This window comes from Microcella sp. (assembly GCF_030645145.1).
GTDB lineage: Bacteria > Actinomycetota > Actinomycetes > Actinomycetales > Microbacteriaceae > Microcella.
In genome coordinates this window covers 23,445-40,051 of sequence record NZ_JAUSMI010000095.1, presented here as the reverse complement: position 1 = coordinate 40,051, position 16,607 = coordinate 23,445, and the positions used below count along the sequence as shown (strand labels likewise).

Sequence of the window (16,607 nt, the reverse complement as noted above, 5' to 3'; positions counted from 1 at the left end):
GCCGCCGGCGGTGTCGCACCCCGGCCCTCGTCCTCGCCCCGGCGACGGGCGCACGGCGTGCACGTTCTCCGGAGTTCCGAGACGATCACCCCGTCGTCGCGCGGCCCGATCACCGCACCGCCCCGGAGATCCGGAGAACGTGCACACCGCGGCTCGGCGACCGGGTGCCCAGGGAGCCGCAGCACCCGACGATCCGGATCTGCGAGCGCGCACGCGAACGGGCCGCGGAGAGCGATCTCCGCGGCCCGTCGTGACGTGCGAGCGCTAGTGGCGGCGGTGCTCCGGCGCCGGCTCGGAGTCGAGCTCCTTCGTGAGCTCGTGCGTCCCGCCGCTCATCGCGTACTCCTCCTCGGGCGAGAGGACGAGCTGACGGCGGTAGTGCACGGCGAATCCGATGAGGATGAGCGCGTACACGATGATGATCGCGACGATCGCGGCCTGGAACGCGGGGTTCACGAGCAGGCCGACGAACACGAGCGCGGCGATCGCGGCGGCGCTGTACGCGCCGAAGAGACCCCACGGGCTCTTGTACGGGCGGTTCACGTTCGGGAACTTCCTGCGCAGGATGAGGAACGAGACCATCTGCAGGAAGTACGCGACGACCGCGCCCCAGACCGCGATATTGAGGATGATCGCTCCCGCGACCGCGCCGACGCCCTCGGGGTCGACCCGCGACAGGAGGTCGAGCGCCACGATCGCGACGAACCCGACGACGGCGCCGACCGTGAGGGCGACCCACGGCGTCTGGTTCTTGCCCGTGAGCGACAGGAACTTCGGGTAGTAGCCCGCCCGCGACAGCGAGTACATGTTGCGCCCGTAGGCGAACATGATGCCCTGCAGCGAGGCGAGCAGGCCGATGAGCGCGAAGATCGCGAGCACCGCCGCGAGCTCGTCGCCCACGATCGCCCGGAACCCGTCGAGTAGGGGCTCGAGCGAGGTTCCCGTCGCCTCCGCTCCGAGGACTCCCGTGTTGAGGAAGAGGACGAGGACGCCCGTGATGATGAGCGTGCCGCGCGCGAGCACCCCGGCGCGGGGGATGTCCTTCTCCGGGGTGTGCGACTCCTCCGCCGCGAGCGGGAGCTCCTCGATGCCGAGGAAGAACCACATGGCGAACGGCAGCGCGAACAGGATCGCGACCCAGCCCTCGGGCAGGAACACCGACGAGCCGGCGACCGACTCGTTCGGCGCCATGTCCCACAGCTTGTCGAACGAGAAGAGCCCCGACGCGAGCGCCATGACCGAGAAGACGAGGATGATCGCGATCGCGATGATCGCGACGACGATCGCGAACCGGAACGAGATGGCGGCGCCTGCGGCGTTCAGCAGGACGAACGCGACGTAGAGGACGATCCACCAGACCCACATCATGTCGGCCTCGGCGAGCGAGAAGTTCAGCAACCCGCTCGTGACGCCGTCGAGGTACTGGGCGGAGAAGAAGACGATGACCGCGGTCGTCGCGACGTACTCGATCGTCTCGGCGGCGCCGGTGACGAGACCGCCCCACGGGCCCATGGCCGATCGGGCGAACGAGTAGGCCCCTCCGGTGTGCGGCATCGCGGCCGACATCTCGCTGATCGAGAAGGTCAGGCCGTAGTACATGACCACGAGCACGACGAAGGCGATGAGCATGCCGCCGAAGCCCGCGAAGTCGATGCCGAAGTTCCAGCCGGAGAAGTCGCCCGAGATGACCGCCGCGACGGCGAGGCCCCACAGGCCCCACACTCCCGCTGTTCGGCGCAGGCCGCGCTTCTCGAAGTAGCCCTTGTCGACGCGGGTGTACGTGACACCGCCCGTCGCCTTGGTCGTATCCGCCATGCATTCCTCCTGGGGGGATGGACATCGAGTCCGGGGTGGACAGAGGGTGGAGCTGTCATGCGCGTTCGATGGCACGGCGCCACGGTGCGCTTCGTGGGGAAGCATGCCGCTAAAGGTGGCTTGTGTCCACCATTGACGCGCGAGAGCCGCCTAAGACGGCCAAGGCGGCGACGGCGTGTGTGGTATCAATGGTCGAAACCCCGCCAGTCGAAGGAGACGAGCCATGACCGCTGCACCCTCCGGAGTCCGCTCGGGGAACCTGAGCGCCCACGATCTCGAGAAGAGCATCCGGGCCGGGGAGATCGACACCGTCATCGTCGCCTTCACCGACATGCAGGGCCGTCTCGTGGGCAAGCGCGTGTCGGCGCGGCTGTTCAGCGAAGAGGTCGGCTCGCACGGCGCCGAGTGCTGCAACTACCTGCTCGCGGTCGACGTCGAGATGAACACCGTCGACGGCTACGCGATCTCCAGCTGGGAGCGCGGCTACGGCGACATGGTCATGCAGCCCGACATGGACACGCTCCGGCTCATCCCGTGGCTGCCCGGCACGGCGATGGTGCTCGCCGATCTGCTCTTCCTCGACGGCACGCCCGTCGCCCCGAGCCCGCGCGCGATCCTCCGCCGCCAGATCGACCGCCTCGCCGGGCACGGCCTCGTGCCGTACGTCGGCACCGAGCTCGAGTTCATCGTCTTCGACGACGGCTACCGCGACGCCTGGCGCAAGGGCTACCGCGACCTCACCCCGGCGAGCGACTACAACATCGACTACGCCCTCATGGCCTCGACGCGCATGGAGCCGCTCCTGCGCGACATCCGGCTCAGCATGGACGGCGCCGGCATGTACTGCGAGGGCGTCAAGGGCGAGTGCAACCTCGGCCAGCAGGAGATCGCGTTCCGCTACGCCCATGCGCTCGCGACGTGCGACAACCACTCGATCTACAAGAACGGGGCGAAGGAGATCGCCGACCGTCACGGCAAGTCGCTGACCTTCATGGCGAAGTTCAACGAGCGCGAGGGCAACAGCTGCCACATCCACCTCAGCGTGCGCGGCACCGACGGCGCGCCCGTCATGGCCGGCGATCGCGAGCACGGCTTCTCGCCCCTCATGGAGCACTGGATCGCCGGCCAGCTCGCCGCGATGCGCGAGCTCACCCTGTTCTTCGCGCCCGCGATCAACTCGTACAAGCGCTACGTCGACGGGAGCTTCGCCCCGACCGCGATCGCGTGGGGCTTCGACAACCGCACGTGCGCCCTCCGCGTCGTCGGCCACGGCCAGAGCCTGCGCGTCGAGAACCGCGTGCCGGGGGGCGACGTCAACCAGTACCTCGCGACCGCCGCGATCATCGCCGCGGGCATCCACGGGATCGAGAACGAGCTCACGCTCGAGGAGGCGTTCGCGGGCAACGCCTACGGCTCGGACAAGCCGCGCGTGCCCTCGACCCTGCGCGATGCCGCCGAGCTCTTCGCGGGCTCCGAGATCGCTCACGCGGCGTTCGGGCAGGATGTCGTGGACCACTACCTCAACATGGCGCGCATCGAGCAGAAGGCCTTCGACGCCGCCGTCACCGATTGGGAGCGCTTCCGTGGCTTCGAACGATTCTGACCGTCACCGCCGGCCCGTCATCGGGCTGACGACCTATCTCGAGCAGGCCCAGACGGGCGTGTGGGATGTCCCCGCCGCGTTCCTGCCCAAGGTCTATTTCGAGGCGGTCACGCGCGCCGGCGGAACCGTCGTCCTTCTGCCTCCCCAGCCGGTCGACGAGTCCGTCGCTGACAGCATCCTCGACGGGCTCGACGGGCTCATCATCACGGGCGGCAAGGATGTCGAGTCGAGCCGGTACGGGCAGACCCCGCACCCGACGAACGACGTGCCGCGCACCGATCGCGACGACTTCGAGTTCGCGCTCCTGGAGCGCGCGATCGCCCGCGACATCCCCTTCTTCGGCATCTGCCGGGGCATGCAGGTGCTCAACGTGCTGCGCGGCGGCACGCTCATCCAGCATCTGCCGGAGGTCATCGGCAGCGAGCGCTACAACGCGGGCGGCGGAGTGTTCACGCCGAACCCTGCGATCACGGTGCCGGGCACGCGCCTGGCCGAGCTCGTCGGGAACGAGGTGACGGCGCAGAGCTACCACCACCAGGCGCTCGACGCCGTCGGCGAAGGGCTCACCGTCAGCGCGCGAGGCGACGACGGCATCATCCAGGCGGTCGACATCGACGGCATGAGCTTCGGCGTCGCGGTGCAGTGGCACCCCGAGATGTCGCCGGAGGACCTCCGCATCTTCGCGGGCCTCGTCGACGCGGCGGCCGAGTACGCCGAGAGCCGTCGGGTGCGCGTGTGAGCGAGACGACCCTCATCAACCCCGCCGACGAGACCGTCATCGGCGCGGTCGCGCACACGACGCTCGAGGAGGTCGACTCGGCCGTCGCGCGCGCGGTCGTCGCGCAGCGCGCGTGGGCCGCTCTCGCGCCCGTCGACCGCGCTCGCGCACTGAGGCGCTTCGCGGCGACCGTCGACGTGCACATCGAGGAGCTCGCGCAGCTCGAGGTGCGCAACTCGGGCCACCCGATCGGTGCCGCCCGCTGGGAGGCGGGCAACGTGCGCGACGTGCTCGACTACTACAGCGGCGCGCCCGAGCGGCTCATCGGCCAGCAGATCCCCGTCGCGGGCGGCCTCGACATCACCTTCCACGAGCCCCTGGGCGTCGTGGGCGTCATCGTGCCGTGGAACTTCCCTATGCCGATCGCGGCATGGGGCTTCGGTCCGGCGCTCGCCGCGGGCAACGCGGTGCTCCTGAAGCCCGCCGACTGGACGCCGCTGACCGCCATCCGCCTCGGCGAGCTCGCGCTCGAGTCGGGACTTCCCGAGGGCCTCTTCCAGGTACTGCCCGGCCGGGGCTCGGTCGTGGGCGATCGCTTCGTCACGCACGAGCACGTGCGCAAGGTCGTCTTCACGGGCTCGACCGAGGTCGGCAAGCACGTGATGGCCGGATGCGCGGCGCAGGTGAAGCCCGTGACGCTCGAGCTCGGCGGCAAGAGCGCGAACATCGTCTTCGCCGACGCCGATCTCGAGGCCGCGGCATCCGGCGCCCCCGGCTCGGTCTTCGACAACGCCGGCCAGGACTGCTGCGCGCGCTCGCGACTGCTCGTCGAGCGCAGCGTGCTCGACCGCTTCCTCGAGCTGCTCGAGCCCGCCGTGCGCGGCTTCCGCGTCGGCGACCCGAACGACGAGGCGACCGAGATGGGCCCGCTCGTGTCGAAGGGGCACTTCGAGAACGTCGCGGCCTTCCTCGACGACGACGTCGCGGTCGCCTTCCGCGGCTCGGCGCCGGAGGGCCCGGGCTACTGGATGGCGCCGACCGTGCTCCTGCCGAACCGCGACGACCGCGTCGCGCGGGAGGAGATCTTCGGCCCCGTCGTCTCGGTTCTGCCGTTCGACGACGAGGCCGACGCGATCGCCCTCGCGAACGACTCGATCTTCGGCCTCTCGGGCTCGATCTGGACGCGCGACCTCGGCCGGGGCATCCGCGTCGCCCGCGGCGTCGAGAGCGGCGCGCTGAGCGTCAACTCGCACTCCTCCGTGCGGTACGCGACGCCGTTCGGCGGGTTCAAGCAGTCGGGGCTCGGGCGCGAGCTCGGTCCGGATGCTCCGCTCGCCTTCACCGAGACCAAGAACGTCTTCTTCTCCCACGGCTAGGAATGGAGCCCGGACCATGAGCATCACCCCCATCGATCTCACCCAGCGTCTCGCCGGCAGGGTCGCCGTCATCACGGGCGGCGCGAGCGGCATCGGCTTCGCGACCGCGCGCCGGTTCGCCGCGGAGGGCGCGCGCGTCGTCATCGGCGACCTGAACCCCGAGACGGGCGAGGCCGCCGCGGCCGAGGTCGAGGGGCTCTTCGTGTCGGTCGACGTGACCGACGAGGCCCAGGTCAACGCTCTCTTCGATACCGCGCAGAAGACCTACGGCTCGCTCGACATCGCGTTCAACAACGCCGGCATCTCGCCGCCCGACGACGACTCGATCGAGACGACCGAGCTGCCCGCGTGGGATCGCGTGCAGGACGTCAACCTCAAGAGCGTCTACCTGTGCTCGCGCGCCGCGCTGCGGCACATGGTCGCCCAGCAGTCGGGCTCGATCATCAACACCGCCTCGTTCGTCGCCGTCATGGGCAGCGCGACGAGCCAGATCTCGTACACGGCCTCCAAGGGCGGCGTGCTCGCGATGACGCGCGAGCTCGGCGTGCAGTTCGCCCGCCAGGGGATCCGCGTCAACGCCCTGTGCCCGGGCCCCGTCAACACGCCGCTGCTCCAGGAGCTCTTCGCGAAGGACCCGGAGCGCGCCCAGCGCCGCCTCGTGCACATCCCGAAGGGGCGCTTCGCCGAGGCCGACGAGCTCGCCGCCGCGGTCGCGTTCCTCGCGAGCGACGACGCCTCGTTCATCACGGGCTCGACCTTCCTCGTCGACGGCGGCATCAGCGCCGCGTACGTCACCCCGCTCTGATCGGTCATGCCGTGACCGACCCCGCGCCGCCGCCCGAAGGCCTCGCCCTCGAGGCCTTCAGCCGACCGGTGCGGGGCGGCAACGCGTTCGAGGAGACCCTCGCGCGGCTGCTGCAGGTCATCCGCCTGGGCGTCGTGCCGCCGGGGGAGGCCCTCGCCCCCGAGCGCGAGCTCGCCGCGCGCCTGGAGGTCAGCCGCGACACCGTGCGCGAGGCGATCAAGTCGCTCGCCGAGGCCGGCTACGTCGAGTCGCGGCGGGGTCGCTACGGCGGCACGTTCGTGCGCGAGCCGCTCCCGCACCCCGAGGAGGGGCCGGGCGAGCGCGTGTCGGCCGACGAGGTGCGGGATGCCCTGCTCGTGCGCGACGTGCTCGAGGTCGGCGCGGCGAGGGCAGCGGCATCCACGCCCCTGACGGCCGCGCAGCGCGACGATCTGGCGACCCGCATGCGCGAGGTCGCCGCCGTGGAGGGCGCGGAGTACCGCCGCCTCGACTCGCGCCTGCACCTGACTCTCGCCGAGCTCGCCGGCAGCCCCACGCTCGTCTCGCTCCTCGCCGACAACCGGATGCGCGTCAACACGCTGCTCGACCGGATCCCGCTGCTGCCGCCGAACATCGCGCACTCGAACGAGCAGCACGAGCGCATCGTGTGGGCCGTGCTGTCGGGCGACGCCGACGGCGCCGCGGCCGCGATGGCCGAGCACCTCGAGGGCACGGCGTCGCTCCTGCGCGGGTTCCTCGCGTAGAAGCCTTCCGCACGCCCGATGGGCCGCCCGTCAGGCCAGGTGCTCGCGCGCGAACCCGACCGTCTCGCGCAGCTCGGCCAGTCGCGCGGCGTCGTCGCGACCGCAGTGACGCGTGTTGAGCTCGGCGACGACGTCGCCTGCGAACCGGCTCGCGACCAGGTGCCGCAGGAGCGCCGCGACCGGCTGCCCGCCGCGGCCCGGAACGAGATGCGCGTCGGCGAGCAGACCTCCCGCGTCGGGCGCGGCGGCGTCGCACAGGTGCACGTGGTGCAGGCGATCGCCCCACGCGCGCGCCAGCTCGAGGGCCGAGACGCGCGCCATGCTCGCGTGCGAGACGTCGAGCACGAGGCGGTCGACGGCGAGCTCGGCCGGATTCCAGTGCGGGGCGAAGGCGTCGCGCGCGCGGCCGCCCGCCGCGATGGGGAACATGTTCTCGACCGCGACCGTCACCCCTGAGGCGGCGGCGATCCCGGCGACGGCGGCTTCGAACGCCGCGGCCCACCGGCTCTGCCAGCGCCAGGGCGGGTGGGCGACGACCGTGGTCGCTCCCAGCTCGGCGGCGAGGGCGGCGGCGCGCTCGAGCTTCGTGCGCGGGTCGCGCCCGAAGACGAGGGTGCTGAAGAGCAGGACGGGGGCGTGGATGCTCAGCACGGGCATCCCGTACCGCGACGACAGCGCGCCGATCGCGCGGGCGCTCTGCGTCGCCCGATCGCTCGTGATCATGACCTCGATGCCGTCGAACCCGGCCTCGCGCGCGAGCCGGAAGGCGGGCTCGAGGCGGCGGGGGAGCACGCTCGTGGTTCCCATGCCGACCCGGATCATGCGCTCACCCTACGCAGACAGCCGCGGGCATCCGATCGCCCCTCGTTTCTGAGAGAACGGTGATATTCGGCTGATACCGTATCGAGCCGGCCGAGCGCGACAGCGCCCCGGGCCGTGATCGTGACGAGACGCGCATGCGGAAAGCGAGAGACATGAGCCAGCCAGAGGGCGGATTCGACTTCGTCGTCGTCTCCAACCGACTCCCCGTCGATCGGGTCGTCGGCGCCGACGGGACCACGAGCTGGCAGCGATCCCCCGGCGGACTCGTCACCGCGCTCGAGCCCGTCATGCGCGCCGCCGACGGCGCGTGGGTCGGCTGGCCGGGCAAGCCCGACGTCGAGGTCGAGCCCTTCGAGGCCGACGACATGCACCTCGTGCCCGTCGCCCTCTCCGCGGGCGAGGTCGAGCGCTACTACGAGGGCTTCAGCAACGACACCCTGTGGCCGCTCTACCACGACGTGATCTCGGCCCCTGCGTACCACCGCGAGTGGTGGGAGACCTACAAGGAGGTCAACGAGCGCTTCGCCCGGGCGAGCGCCGATGTCGCCGCCCCGAACGCGACCGTGTGGGTCCAGGACTACCAGCTGCAGCTCGTCCCCGCGCTCCTGCGCGCTCTGCGCCCCGACCTCACGATCGGCTTCTTCAACCACATCCCCTTCCCGCCCTACGGGATCTACTCGCAGCTGCCGTGGCGTCGCGCGATCGCCGAGGGGCTCCTCGGCGCCGACGTCATCGGCTTCCAGCGCTCCTCCGACGCGGCGAACTTCTTCAGCGCCGTCCGCCGACTGTTCGGCTACAGCACGCGCAGCCCCGAGATCCGCGTGCCCGACGGCGCCGGCGGCCACCGCTCGGTCATCGCGAAGTCCTTCCCGATCTCGATCGACGTCGAGAGCTTCGAGGAGATCGCCCGCCGCCCCGAGGTCATCGAGCGCGCCCGGCAGATCCGCGAGGATCTCGGGAACCCCACGACGATCATGCTCGGCGTCGACCGCCTCGACTACACGAAGGGCATCGGCCACCGACTGAAGGCGTTCGGCGAGCTGCTGCGCGACAAGTCGGTGAACACCGAGGACGTCACCCTCGTGCAGGTCGCGAGCCCGAGCCGCGAGCGCGTCGAGGCGTACATGCAGCTGCGCGACGAGATCGAGCTCACGGTCGGCCGTCTCAACGGCGACTTCTCGACCATCAGCCACCCCGCGATCGCCTACCTCCACCACGGCTACCCGCGCGAGGAGATGGTCGCCCTCTACCTCGCCGCCGACGTCATGCTCGTCACCGCCCTGCGCGACGGCATGAACCTCGTCGCGAAGGAGTACGTCGCGTGCCGCCACGACGAGGATGGCGTGCTGATCCTGAGCGAATTCGCGGGCGCGGCCGACGAGCTGCGCAACGCGCTCCTCGTCAACCCGCACGACATCGAGGGCATCAAGGAGGCCATGCTCCAGGCGATCGAGATGCCCAAGCGCGAGCGCTCGACCCGCATGCGCGCCCTCCGTCGCCGCGTGCGCGAGAACGACGTGGCCCGCTGGTCGCAGACCTTCCTCGACACGCTCCGCCACGTCGGGCACCGCTGAGCGATGAGCGACGCCAGCCCCGCGCCCGACCCCGGCTCGCCGGTCGCGCCCGAGCTCGCTGCCGAGCTCGACCGCATCGCCGCCGCGAGGACGCTTCTCATCGCGCTCGACTTCGATGGCACGCTCGCCCCGCTCGTAGACGACCCCGACGACTCGCGAGCCCTGCCCGCCGCTCGCACCGCGCTCGACGCCCTCGCCGCGCTGCCCCGCACGATCGTCGCGCTCGTCTCCGGCCGCTCCCTCGAGAGCCTCGCGCGCGCCGGAGAGGCTGCCGACGACCAGCCGCTCGTCGGCTCCCACGGCCTCGAGGTGCGCTTCGGTGCGGGGGATGCCCGCCCCGCCGTCGACGCCGCCGACGCCGCCCGCGTGGCCGCCCTCCGATCGCGGCTCGAGCCCGTCGTGGCCGCCGTGCCGGGTGCCTGGATCGAGCCGAAGCCCGCCGGGCTCGCCGTGCACTCCCGCCGCGTCGCCGACCCCGGGGCGGTGCGAGCGCTCGTCGAGTCGGTGCACGTCGCGGCTGCCGAGGTCGACGACGCGCTGACGGTCCGCGACGGCCGCGACGTCGTCGAGTTCGCCGTGCGCGACGCCACGAAGGGCGACGGACTGCGCGCGCTCGTCGAGCGCCTCGCCCCCGACGCGGTCCTCTTCGCCGGCGACGACGTGACCGATGAGGACGCCCTCGCCGCCCTCGGCCCCGGCGATCTCGGCATCAAGGTGGGGGAGGCCGAGTCGGTCGCCCGCGCGCGCGTCCCCGACGTCGAGGCGATGGCGGCGGCGCTCGAGCACCTCCTCCGATCGCGCGAGCGGTTCTCAGGCGGCGCTCGGTAAACTGGGAGCAGAGAGCGCCGGGTCCGACGCCAGCCCTCTCCCGCCCGTGCCGCACCGACACTCGAGGGAGTACCGATGTTCGTCCTCCTCGCGCTGTTCGGTCTCGGAGCCCTCGTTCTCTCCCCGCTCGCACGGGTGCTGAAGAACCGCGTGTTCCTCGTCGCGGCGCTCGTGCCGCTCGCGGGCTTCGTCCACGCGCTCGCCGTCGGCCCCCGCATCCTCGCGGGCGAGCCGCTCGTCGAGCGCGCCGCGTGGGTGCCCCAGCTGCAGCTGACCCTCGACCTGCTCATGGACCCGCTGTCGTGGATCATCACCCTCATCGTGACGGGGGTGGGCTCGCTCGTCCTCCTCTACTGCGCCGCATACTTCACGCGCGAGAGCGAGGGCATCGGGCGCTTCGCCGCGACGCTCACGGCGTTCGCTGGCGCGATGTACGGGCTCGTCCTCTCGGAGGACGTCTTCCTTCTCTTCGTCTTCTGGGAGCTCACGAGCGTGTTCTCCTACCTCCTGATCGGTCATTACCAGGGCCGCAAGGCCAGCCGAGGGGCGGCGCTCCAGGCGCTCATCACGACGACGCTCGGTGGGCTCGTCATGCTCGTGGGCCTCGTCCTCCTCGCGCAGCAGGCCGGGAGCGCGAGCATCCCCGTCATCATCGCGACGACGCCCGACGGCCCGCTCACGACGACCGCGATCATCCTCGTCCTCGTCGGAGCGCTCTCGAAGTCGGCCATCCTGCCCTTCCACTTCTGGCTTCCCGGCGCGATGGCCGCTCCGACGCCGGTGAGCGCGTACCTGCACGCCGCGGCCATGGTGAAGGCGGGCGTCTACCTCATCGCCCGCCTCGCTCCCGGCTTCGCGGAGACCACCTCGTGGCGCGAGCTGCTCGTGGGGCTCGGCCTCGCGACGATGATCCTCGGCGGGTGGGTCGCGCTGCGGCAGACCGATCTGAAGCTCCTCCTCGCCTACGGCACCGTCAGCCAGCTCGGGTTCCTCGTCGTCATCACCGGCTGGGGCACGCGCGACGCCGCGCTCGCAGCGGGTGCCCTCCTCGTCGCGCACGCCCTGTTCAAGTCCACGCTCTTCCTCGTCGTCGGCATCATCGACCACGGGGCGGGGACGCGCGATCTGCGCACCCTGTCGGGGCTCGGCCGCCGAGCCCCCGTCCTCGCGGGCGCCGCCGCGCTCGCGCTCGCGTCGATGGCGGGGCTGCCGCCGCTGTTCGGCTTCGTCGCGAAGGAGGCGGTGCTGCACGCGCTGCTCGTCGACGCGCGCGACGGCATGGGCCTCGCCGTGATCGCGGTCATCGGCGTCGTCGTCGGATCGGCGCTCACGGTCGCGTACAGCATCCGCTTCTTCTGGGGCGCGTTCTCGACGAAGCGCGACGTCGAGGATGTCGCGGCTCTCGGTCACGTCGGCCCCGGCTTCCTCTTCGCCCCCGCCGTGCTCGCGGTCGCGGGGCTCGCGCTCGGCCCGCTCGCCGCCCTCGCCGACGCCGGCATCGCCCCCGCCGCGGCCGAGCTGCCCGCCGTCGAGAGCGGCTCGAGCGAGGTCTACCATCTCGAGCTCTGGCACGGCCTCACCCTCGAGCTCGGCCTCTCGCTCCTCGCGATCCTCGCGGGCGTCGCGATCTTCCTCGCCCGCGAGCCCATCGCGCGGGTCCACGCGCGCGTGCACAGTCCCGTGAGCGCCTCCGAGCTGTACTGGGACGCGGTCGGCGGACTCGACCGTCTCGCCGTCCGCGTGACGACGCTCACGCAGCGCGGCTCGCTGCCGTTCTACCTCGGCGTGATCCTCGTCGTCTTCGTGGCGGGCACGGGAGCGACCCTGCTCATCGGCTCGAGCGGCCCCGGCGCGGTTCGGCTGTGGGACACTCCGGCGCAAGTGGCGATCGGCATCGTCATGGTCGCCTCCGCCGTCGCCGCGACCCGCGCGCAGAAGCGCTTCACGGCCGTCCTCGTCGTCGGCGTCACGGGGTTCGGGATGTCGGCGCTCTTCGCGATCATGGGCGCCCCCGACCTCGCGATCACGCAGATCCTCGTGGAGCTCGTGACGCTCATCGCCTTCGTGCTCGTCCTGCGACGGCTGCCCGCCCAGCTCGGTGACCGCCACGGCAGCACGCGCAAGGGGCTCCGCGCCGTCATCGCGGTCGCCGTGGGCACGACCATGGGCGTCATCGCGCTCGTCGCCGCGGGAGCGCGGACCGAGGAGCCGATCTCGCTCGCCTGGCCCGAGCTCGCCTACGAGATCGGCCACGGCCGCAACACCGTCAACGTCGCTCTCGTCGACCTCCGAGCGTGGGACACCCTGGGCGAGCTCGCCGTCGTCATCGCCGCCGCGACGGGCGTCGCGAGCCTGCTGTTCATCCGCGGCCGCGACGATGCCCTGCCCCGCCCCGCGCGCGGCTCGGTCCGCCGCCGCGTCGAGCAGCGCCTCGACCGCGTGCGCGAGCAGGGCCGCCCGGGCGAGCTCCGCAACGCGTGGATCCTCGCCGGTCCCTCCCTCGACCCGCGCAACCGGTCGATCCTCCTCGAGGTCGTCGTGCGACTGACCTTCCACGCGACGATCGTCGTCTCGATCTACCTGCTCTTCGCCGGGCACAATCTCCCGGGCGGCGGCTTCGCCGGTGGGCTCGTCGCGGGCCTCGCGCTCGTCGGCCGCTACCTCGCCGGCGGCCGGTACGAGCTCGGTGCGGCGGCTCCCGTGGGCGCGGGTGCGGTGCTCGGGACGGGCATGCTCCTCGCGGCGGGCACGGCAGCGGCGCCGCTGCTGCTGGGGGCGGATGCCCTGACCTCGGCCTTCGTCGAGACCGAGCTGCCCCTCCTCGGCCCCGTGGAGTTCGTCACCTCGACGATCTTCGACATCGGCGTCTACCTCATCGTCGTGGGTCTCGTGCTCGACGTCCTCCGCAGCCTCGGCGCCGAGGTCGACCGGCAGGCCGACCCGGGCGAGCGTCCCGCCTCCGCACTCATGGGGGGCCGCGCATGACCGTCTCGCTCGTCCTCATCGTCATCATGTCGGCCATGTACGCGTGCGCCGTCTACATGCTGCTCGAGCGCAGTCTCACGCGCGTGCTGCTCGGGTTCCTCCTCGCCGGCAACGCGACGAACCTGCTGATCCTGATCATGGTGGGCGAGGCGGGCATAGCGCCGATCTTCGACGAGTCGATCGAGCCGGCCGAGTACACCGACCCGCTGCCGCAGGCGCTCATCCTCACGGCGATCGTCATCACCTTCGCCGTCTCCGCCTTCCTGCTCGCGCTCATCTACCGCTCCTGGCGGCTCGCGAACGCCGACGACTTCAGCGACGACGCCGACGACCTCGCCCTGCGCGAGGGCGCCGTCGTCATCGAGGCAGAGGAGACCCTCCCCGAGGCCTCCACGACCGACTTCCCGCTCGAGCGGGAGGAGCCCCGATGATCGCTCTCGTCCCCCTCGTCGTGCTCGTCCCCCTCCTCGGGGCCGCGCTCACCCTCGTCGTCGGCCGGCGCCCGCGTCCGCAGCGGATCATCGCGATCGGCGCCCTCGTCATCGAGCTCGTCATCGGCGTCGTGCTGCTCATCCACGTCGACCAGGTCGCGCCGCTCGTCATGGAGGTCGGCGGCTGGCAGGCGCCCTTCGGCATCGTGCTCGTCGTCGACCGCCTCGCCGCGCTCATGATCGTCGTCTCCGCGATCGTGCTGCTCGCCGTCCTCGTGTTCTCGGTCGGCCAGGGTCTCGCCGACGGCGACGAGGAGACCCCCGTCTCGATCTACAACCCGACCTACCTCATCCTCACGACGGGCGTCATGGTCGCCTTCATCGCGGGCGACCTCTTCAATCTCTACGTCGGCTTCGAGATCCTGCTCGTATCCAGCTACGTGCTCATCACTCTCGGCGGCACCGAGTCGCGGATCCGGGCCGGCGTCACGTACGTCGTCGTGAGCCTGCTGTCGTCGCTCCTCTTCCTCGCTTCGATCGCGATGATCTACGGCGCGCTCGGAACCGTGACGATCGCCCAGATCGCCCAGCGCATCGACGAGCTCCCGGTCGACGTGCAGATCCTCCTGCACGTCATGTTGCTCGTCGCGTTCGGCATCAAGGCGGCCGTCTTCCCGCTGTCGTTCTGGCTCCCCGACTCCTACCCGACGGCGCCCGCGCCGGTCACGGCGGCGTTCGCGGGCCTGCTGACGAAGATCGGCGTGTACGCGATCATCCGCGTCGAGACGGTCATCTTCCCGGGCCCCGAGCTCAATCCGGCGCTCATGGTCCTCGCGCTCCTGACGATGGTCGTCGGCGCGCTCGGCGCCGTCGCGCAGGCCGACATCAAGCGGATCCTGTCGTTCACGCTCGTGAGCCACATCGGCTACATGATCCTCGGCGTCGCGCTCGGCACGGTCGAGGGCACCGCCGCGGCGATCTTCTACATCGTCCACCACATCGTCGTGCAGACGACCCTGTTCCTCGCCGCGGGCCTCATCGAGCGTGAGGCGGGGAGCACCTCGATCACCCGCATCGGCGGGCTGCTCGCGAGCGCGCCCGTCGTCGCCGCTCTCTTCTTCATCCCCGCCCTCAACCTCGGCGGCATCCCGCCCTTCTCCGGGTTCCTCGGCAAGCTCGGCCTCTTCCAGGCGGCGGCCCAGCAGGGGGATGCCCTCGCCTACGCCCTCATCGGAGCCGGAGCCCTCGTCTCCCTCCTCACCCTCTACGCGCTCGTCCGCGTCTGGAACCTCGCGTTCTGGCGCGCCGCCGACGCGGTGGAGGGCGATGAGTCGCGACTCCTGCGCTCGGTCGAGGAAGCCCCGCTCAGTACCTCCACGGTCTCCGGCGCCCGCACGACGCCGCGCCTCATGACCCTCTCGACGGCGGGGATGGTCGCGGTCGGCGTCGCGCTCACGGTGTTCGCGGGCCCCGTCTACGGCGTGGCGAGTCGCGCGGGGGAGAACCTGGACGGCCCCGGCGCGTACATCCAGATGGTCTTCCCGCTCTCGAGCGAGGGCGGTGAGCTCGAATGACCGATCACGAGTCGCGCGTGCTCGAGCGCGAGCGCGTCCCCATCCGCCAGCAGCTGCCGCTCCTGGTGGCGCTCGTCCTGCTCTGGATGATGCTGTGGGGCTCGGTCACGGTGCTCACCATCCTCACCGGCGCCGTCGTCGCCGTCCTCGTCACGCGAACCCTCTACCTCCCGCCGGTCGCGCTCTCCGGCCGGTTCCATCTCGGCTGGATGCTGGCGTTCCTCCTGCGCTTCGCCGCCGATCTCGTCGTCGCCTCGTTCGAGGTCGCCTGGTACGCCTTCCGCCCGGCGGGCGCGCGGCGGAGCGCCGTCATCCGCGTCGACCTCACGACGCGCAGCGACCTCGTGCTCACGGGCACGGCGCTCGCCGTCTCCCTCGTCCCCGGCTCGGTCGTGCTCGAGGTGGATCGCCCGAACTCGGTGCTCTACGTGCATTCGCTCGGCATCGACACGCCGGAGCGCGTCGAGACCACGCGCGCGCACGTGCTCGAGTACGAGCGGCGACTGCTGCGGGCCATCGGCTCGCGCGAGGAGTGGGAGGCGGTGCGATGAGCATCCTCATCATCGTCGCGAGCGCGATCCTCTCGGTCGCCGCGATCGTCGCGCTCTGGCGCGTCGTGCGCGGCCCGAGCATCGTCGACCGCGTCATCGGCTCGGACGTCCTGCTGACGACGCTCATCCTCGTCGTCGGCACCGAGATGGTCGCGACGGGCCACACGCGAACGATCCCCTTCATGGTCGTGCTCGCCGCGACCGCGCTCCTCGGGACGGTCGCGGTCGCGCGCTTCGTCACCCGACCCGAGGCGACGGCGACGCACACCGCGGCCACGGGTCCCGCCTCCGCCCAGCCCGACGACACCGAGAAGGGGATGGACTGATGGTCGACGCCGAGCCGTGGGCGAGCATCCTCGACATCGTCGCGGGCGTGCTGCTCGTCGGCGGCGCGATCCTGTCGCTCGCGGCCGCCGCCGGTCTCGTCCGCTTCCCCGACGCGCTCAGCCGCCTGCACGCCGCGACCAAGCCGCAGATCCTCGGCCTCGTGCTCGTCGTCGTCGCGCTCGCGCTCAGCCAGCGCAGCTGGGCCGCATTGCTTGTCCTCACCCCCGTCATCGTGCTGCAGATGCTCACGGCGCCCATCTCGGCCCACATGGTCGGCCGCGCCGGCTACCGCACGGGAGACTTCGACGCGTCGACGCTTGTGGTCGACGAACTGGCGGCGGATGTCGCGGACGCGGGTCGTTCGGACCTCCCCGGCTCGGCCGAGCCGACCGACCGCCCAACCGGTCGAGCGCCTCGGTCCGACGCGTCGGGGGAGCCCTCCGGCGAGGCATAAA

Annotated in this window: 15 protein-coding genes; 13 read left to right on the top strand and 2 right to left on the bottom strand. The window is 71.4% G+C overall.

Going from position 1 to position 16,607, the window contains the following annotated elements; all coding sequences use genetic code 11:
- Positions 1-264 precede the first annotated feature (264 nt).
- Positions 265-1,815 carry an amino acid permease gene (locus tag Q7T15_RS06665; RefSeq protein ID WP_304694544.1) on the bottom strand — a complete coding sequence of 517 codons (1,551 nt, stop codon included), beginning with the start codon at positions 1,813-1,815 and terminating at the stop codon, positions 265-267.
- A gap of 223 nt (positions 1,816-2,038) precedes the next feature.
- Between Q7T15_RS06665 and Q7T15_RS06660 the strand changes: the two genes are divergently transcribed.
- Genes Q7T15_RS06660 through Q7T15_RS06640 form a run of 5 tightly spaced genes read left to right on the top strand, consistent with a single transcriptional unit; the run spans position 2,039 to position 7,060 of the window.
- Positions 2,039-3,418 carry a glutamine synthetase family protein gene (locus Q7T15_RS06660; protein ID WP_304694542.1) on the top strand — a complete coding sequence of 460 codons (1,380 nt, stop codon included), beginning with the start codon at positions 2,039-2,041 and terminating at the stop codon, positions 3,416-3,418.
- Positions 3,399-4,157: a gamma-glutamyl-gamma-aminobutyrate hydrolase family protein gene (locus Q7T15_RS06655; RefSeq protein ID WP_304694540.1), complete on the top strand. Its 759-nt coding sequence runs from the start codon at positions 3,399-3,401 to the stop codon at positions 4,155-4,157. The genes Q7T15_RS06660 and Q7T15_RS06655 overlap by 20 nt, the downstream gene beginning before the upstream one ends.
- A complete protein-coding gene (locus Q7T15_RS06650) occupies positions 4,154-5,512 on the top strand; it encodes an aldehyde dehydrogenase (RefSeq protein WP_304694538.1) in 1,359 nt (452 codons plus the stop codon). The genes Q7T15_RS06655 and Q7T15_RS06650 overlap by 4 nt, the downstream gene beginning before the upstream one ends.
- Before the next feature lie 16 nt (positions 5,513-5,528).
- Positions 5,529-6,317, top strand: a complete 789-nt coding sequence (locus Q7T15_RS06645) for a 3-oxoacyl-ACP reductase (protein WP_304694536.1) — start codon at positions 5,529-5,531, stop codon at positions 6,315-6,317.
- 11 nt (positions 6,318-6,328) lie between these two features.
- Positions 6,329-7,060: a FadR/GntR family transcriptional regulator gene (locus Q7T15_RS06640; RefSeq protein ID WP_304694534.1), complete on the top strand. Its 732-nt coding sequence runs from the start codon at positions 6,329-6,331 to the stop codon at positions 7,058-7,060.
- A gap of 30 nt (positions 7,061-7,090) precedes the next feature.
- Here the strand turns inward: Q7T15_RS06640 and Q7T15_RS06635 are convergent, their stop codons facing one another.
- Entirely contained in the window at positions 7,091-7,882 is a 792-nt protein-coding gene (locus Q7T15_RS06635; protein ID WP_304694532.1) for a sugar phosphate isomerase/epimerase, read from the bottom strand.
- Between the two features lie 152 nt (positions 7,883-8,034).
- On the opposite strand from Q7T15_RS06635, the gene otsA reads away from it, so the two are divergent.
- The 8 genes from otsA (at position 8,035) to mnhG (ending at position 16,606) form a co-directional block, all read left to right on the top strand.
- Entirely contained in the window at positions 8,035-9,456 is a 1,422-nt protein-coding gene (otsA, locus tag Q7T15_RS06630) for an alpha,alpha-trehalose-phosphate synthase (UDP-forming) (protein ID WP_304694530.1), read from the top strand.
- Between the two features lie 3 nt (positions 9,457-9,459).
- Positions 9,460-10,284, top strand: coding sequence for a trehalose-phosphatase (gene otsB / locus Q7T15_RS06625; RefSeq protein ID WP_304694528.1), 825 nt, complete (start codon positions 9,460-9,462; stop codon positions 10,282-10,284).
- 75 nt (positions 10,285-10,359) lie between these two features.
- Positions 10,360-13,269, top strand: coding sequence for a Na+/H+ antiporter subunit A (locus tag Q7T15_RS06620; protein WP_304694526.1), 2,910 nt, complete (start codon positions 10,360-10,362; stop codon positions 13,267-13,269).
- A complete protein-coding gene (locus Q7T15_RS06615; protein ID WP_370689112.1) occupies positions 13,266-13,700 on the top strand; it encodes a Na(+)/H(+) antiporter subunit C in 435 nt (144 codons plus the stop codon). Before Q7T15_RS06620 ends, Q7T15_RS06615 begins: the two co-directional genes overlap by 4 nt.
- Positions 13,697-15,274 (top strand): Na+/H+ antiporter subunit D, encoded by a 1,578-nt coding sequence (locus tag Q7T15_RS06610; RefSeq protein ID WP_304694524.1) that lies wholly within the window; start codon positions 13,697-13,699, stop codon positions 15,272-15,274. The genes Q7T15_RS06615 and Q7T15_RS06610 overlap by 4 nt, the downstream gene beginning before the upstream one ends.
- Positions 15,271-15,825, top strand: a complete 555-nt coding sequence (locus Q7T15_RS06605; RefSeq protein ID WP_304694522.1) for a Na+/H+ antiporter subunit E — start codon at positions 15,271-15,273, stop codon at positions 15,823-15,825. Before Q7T15_RS06610 ends, Q7T15_RS06605 begins: the two co-directional genes overlap by 4 nt.
- Positions 15,822-16,151 (top strand): monovalent cation/H+ antiporter complex subunit F, encoded by a 330-nt coding sequence (locus Q7T15_RS06600; RefSeq protein ID WP_304694520.1) that lies wholly within the window; start codon positions 15,822-15,824, stop codon positions 16,149-16,151. Before Q7T15_RS06605 ends, Q7T15_RS06600 begins: the two co-directional genes overlap by 4 nt.
- Positions 16,151-16,606 (top strand): monovalent cation/H(+) antiporter subunit G, encoded by a 456-nt coding sequence (mnhG, locus tag Q7T15_RS06595; protein ID WP_304694518.1) that lies wholly within the window; start codon positions 16,151-16,153, stop codon positions 16,604-16,606. Before Q7T15_RS06600 ends, mnhG begins: the two co-directional genes overlap by 1 nt.
- The last annotated feature ends 1 nt before the right edge of the window (position 16,607 follow it).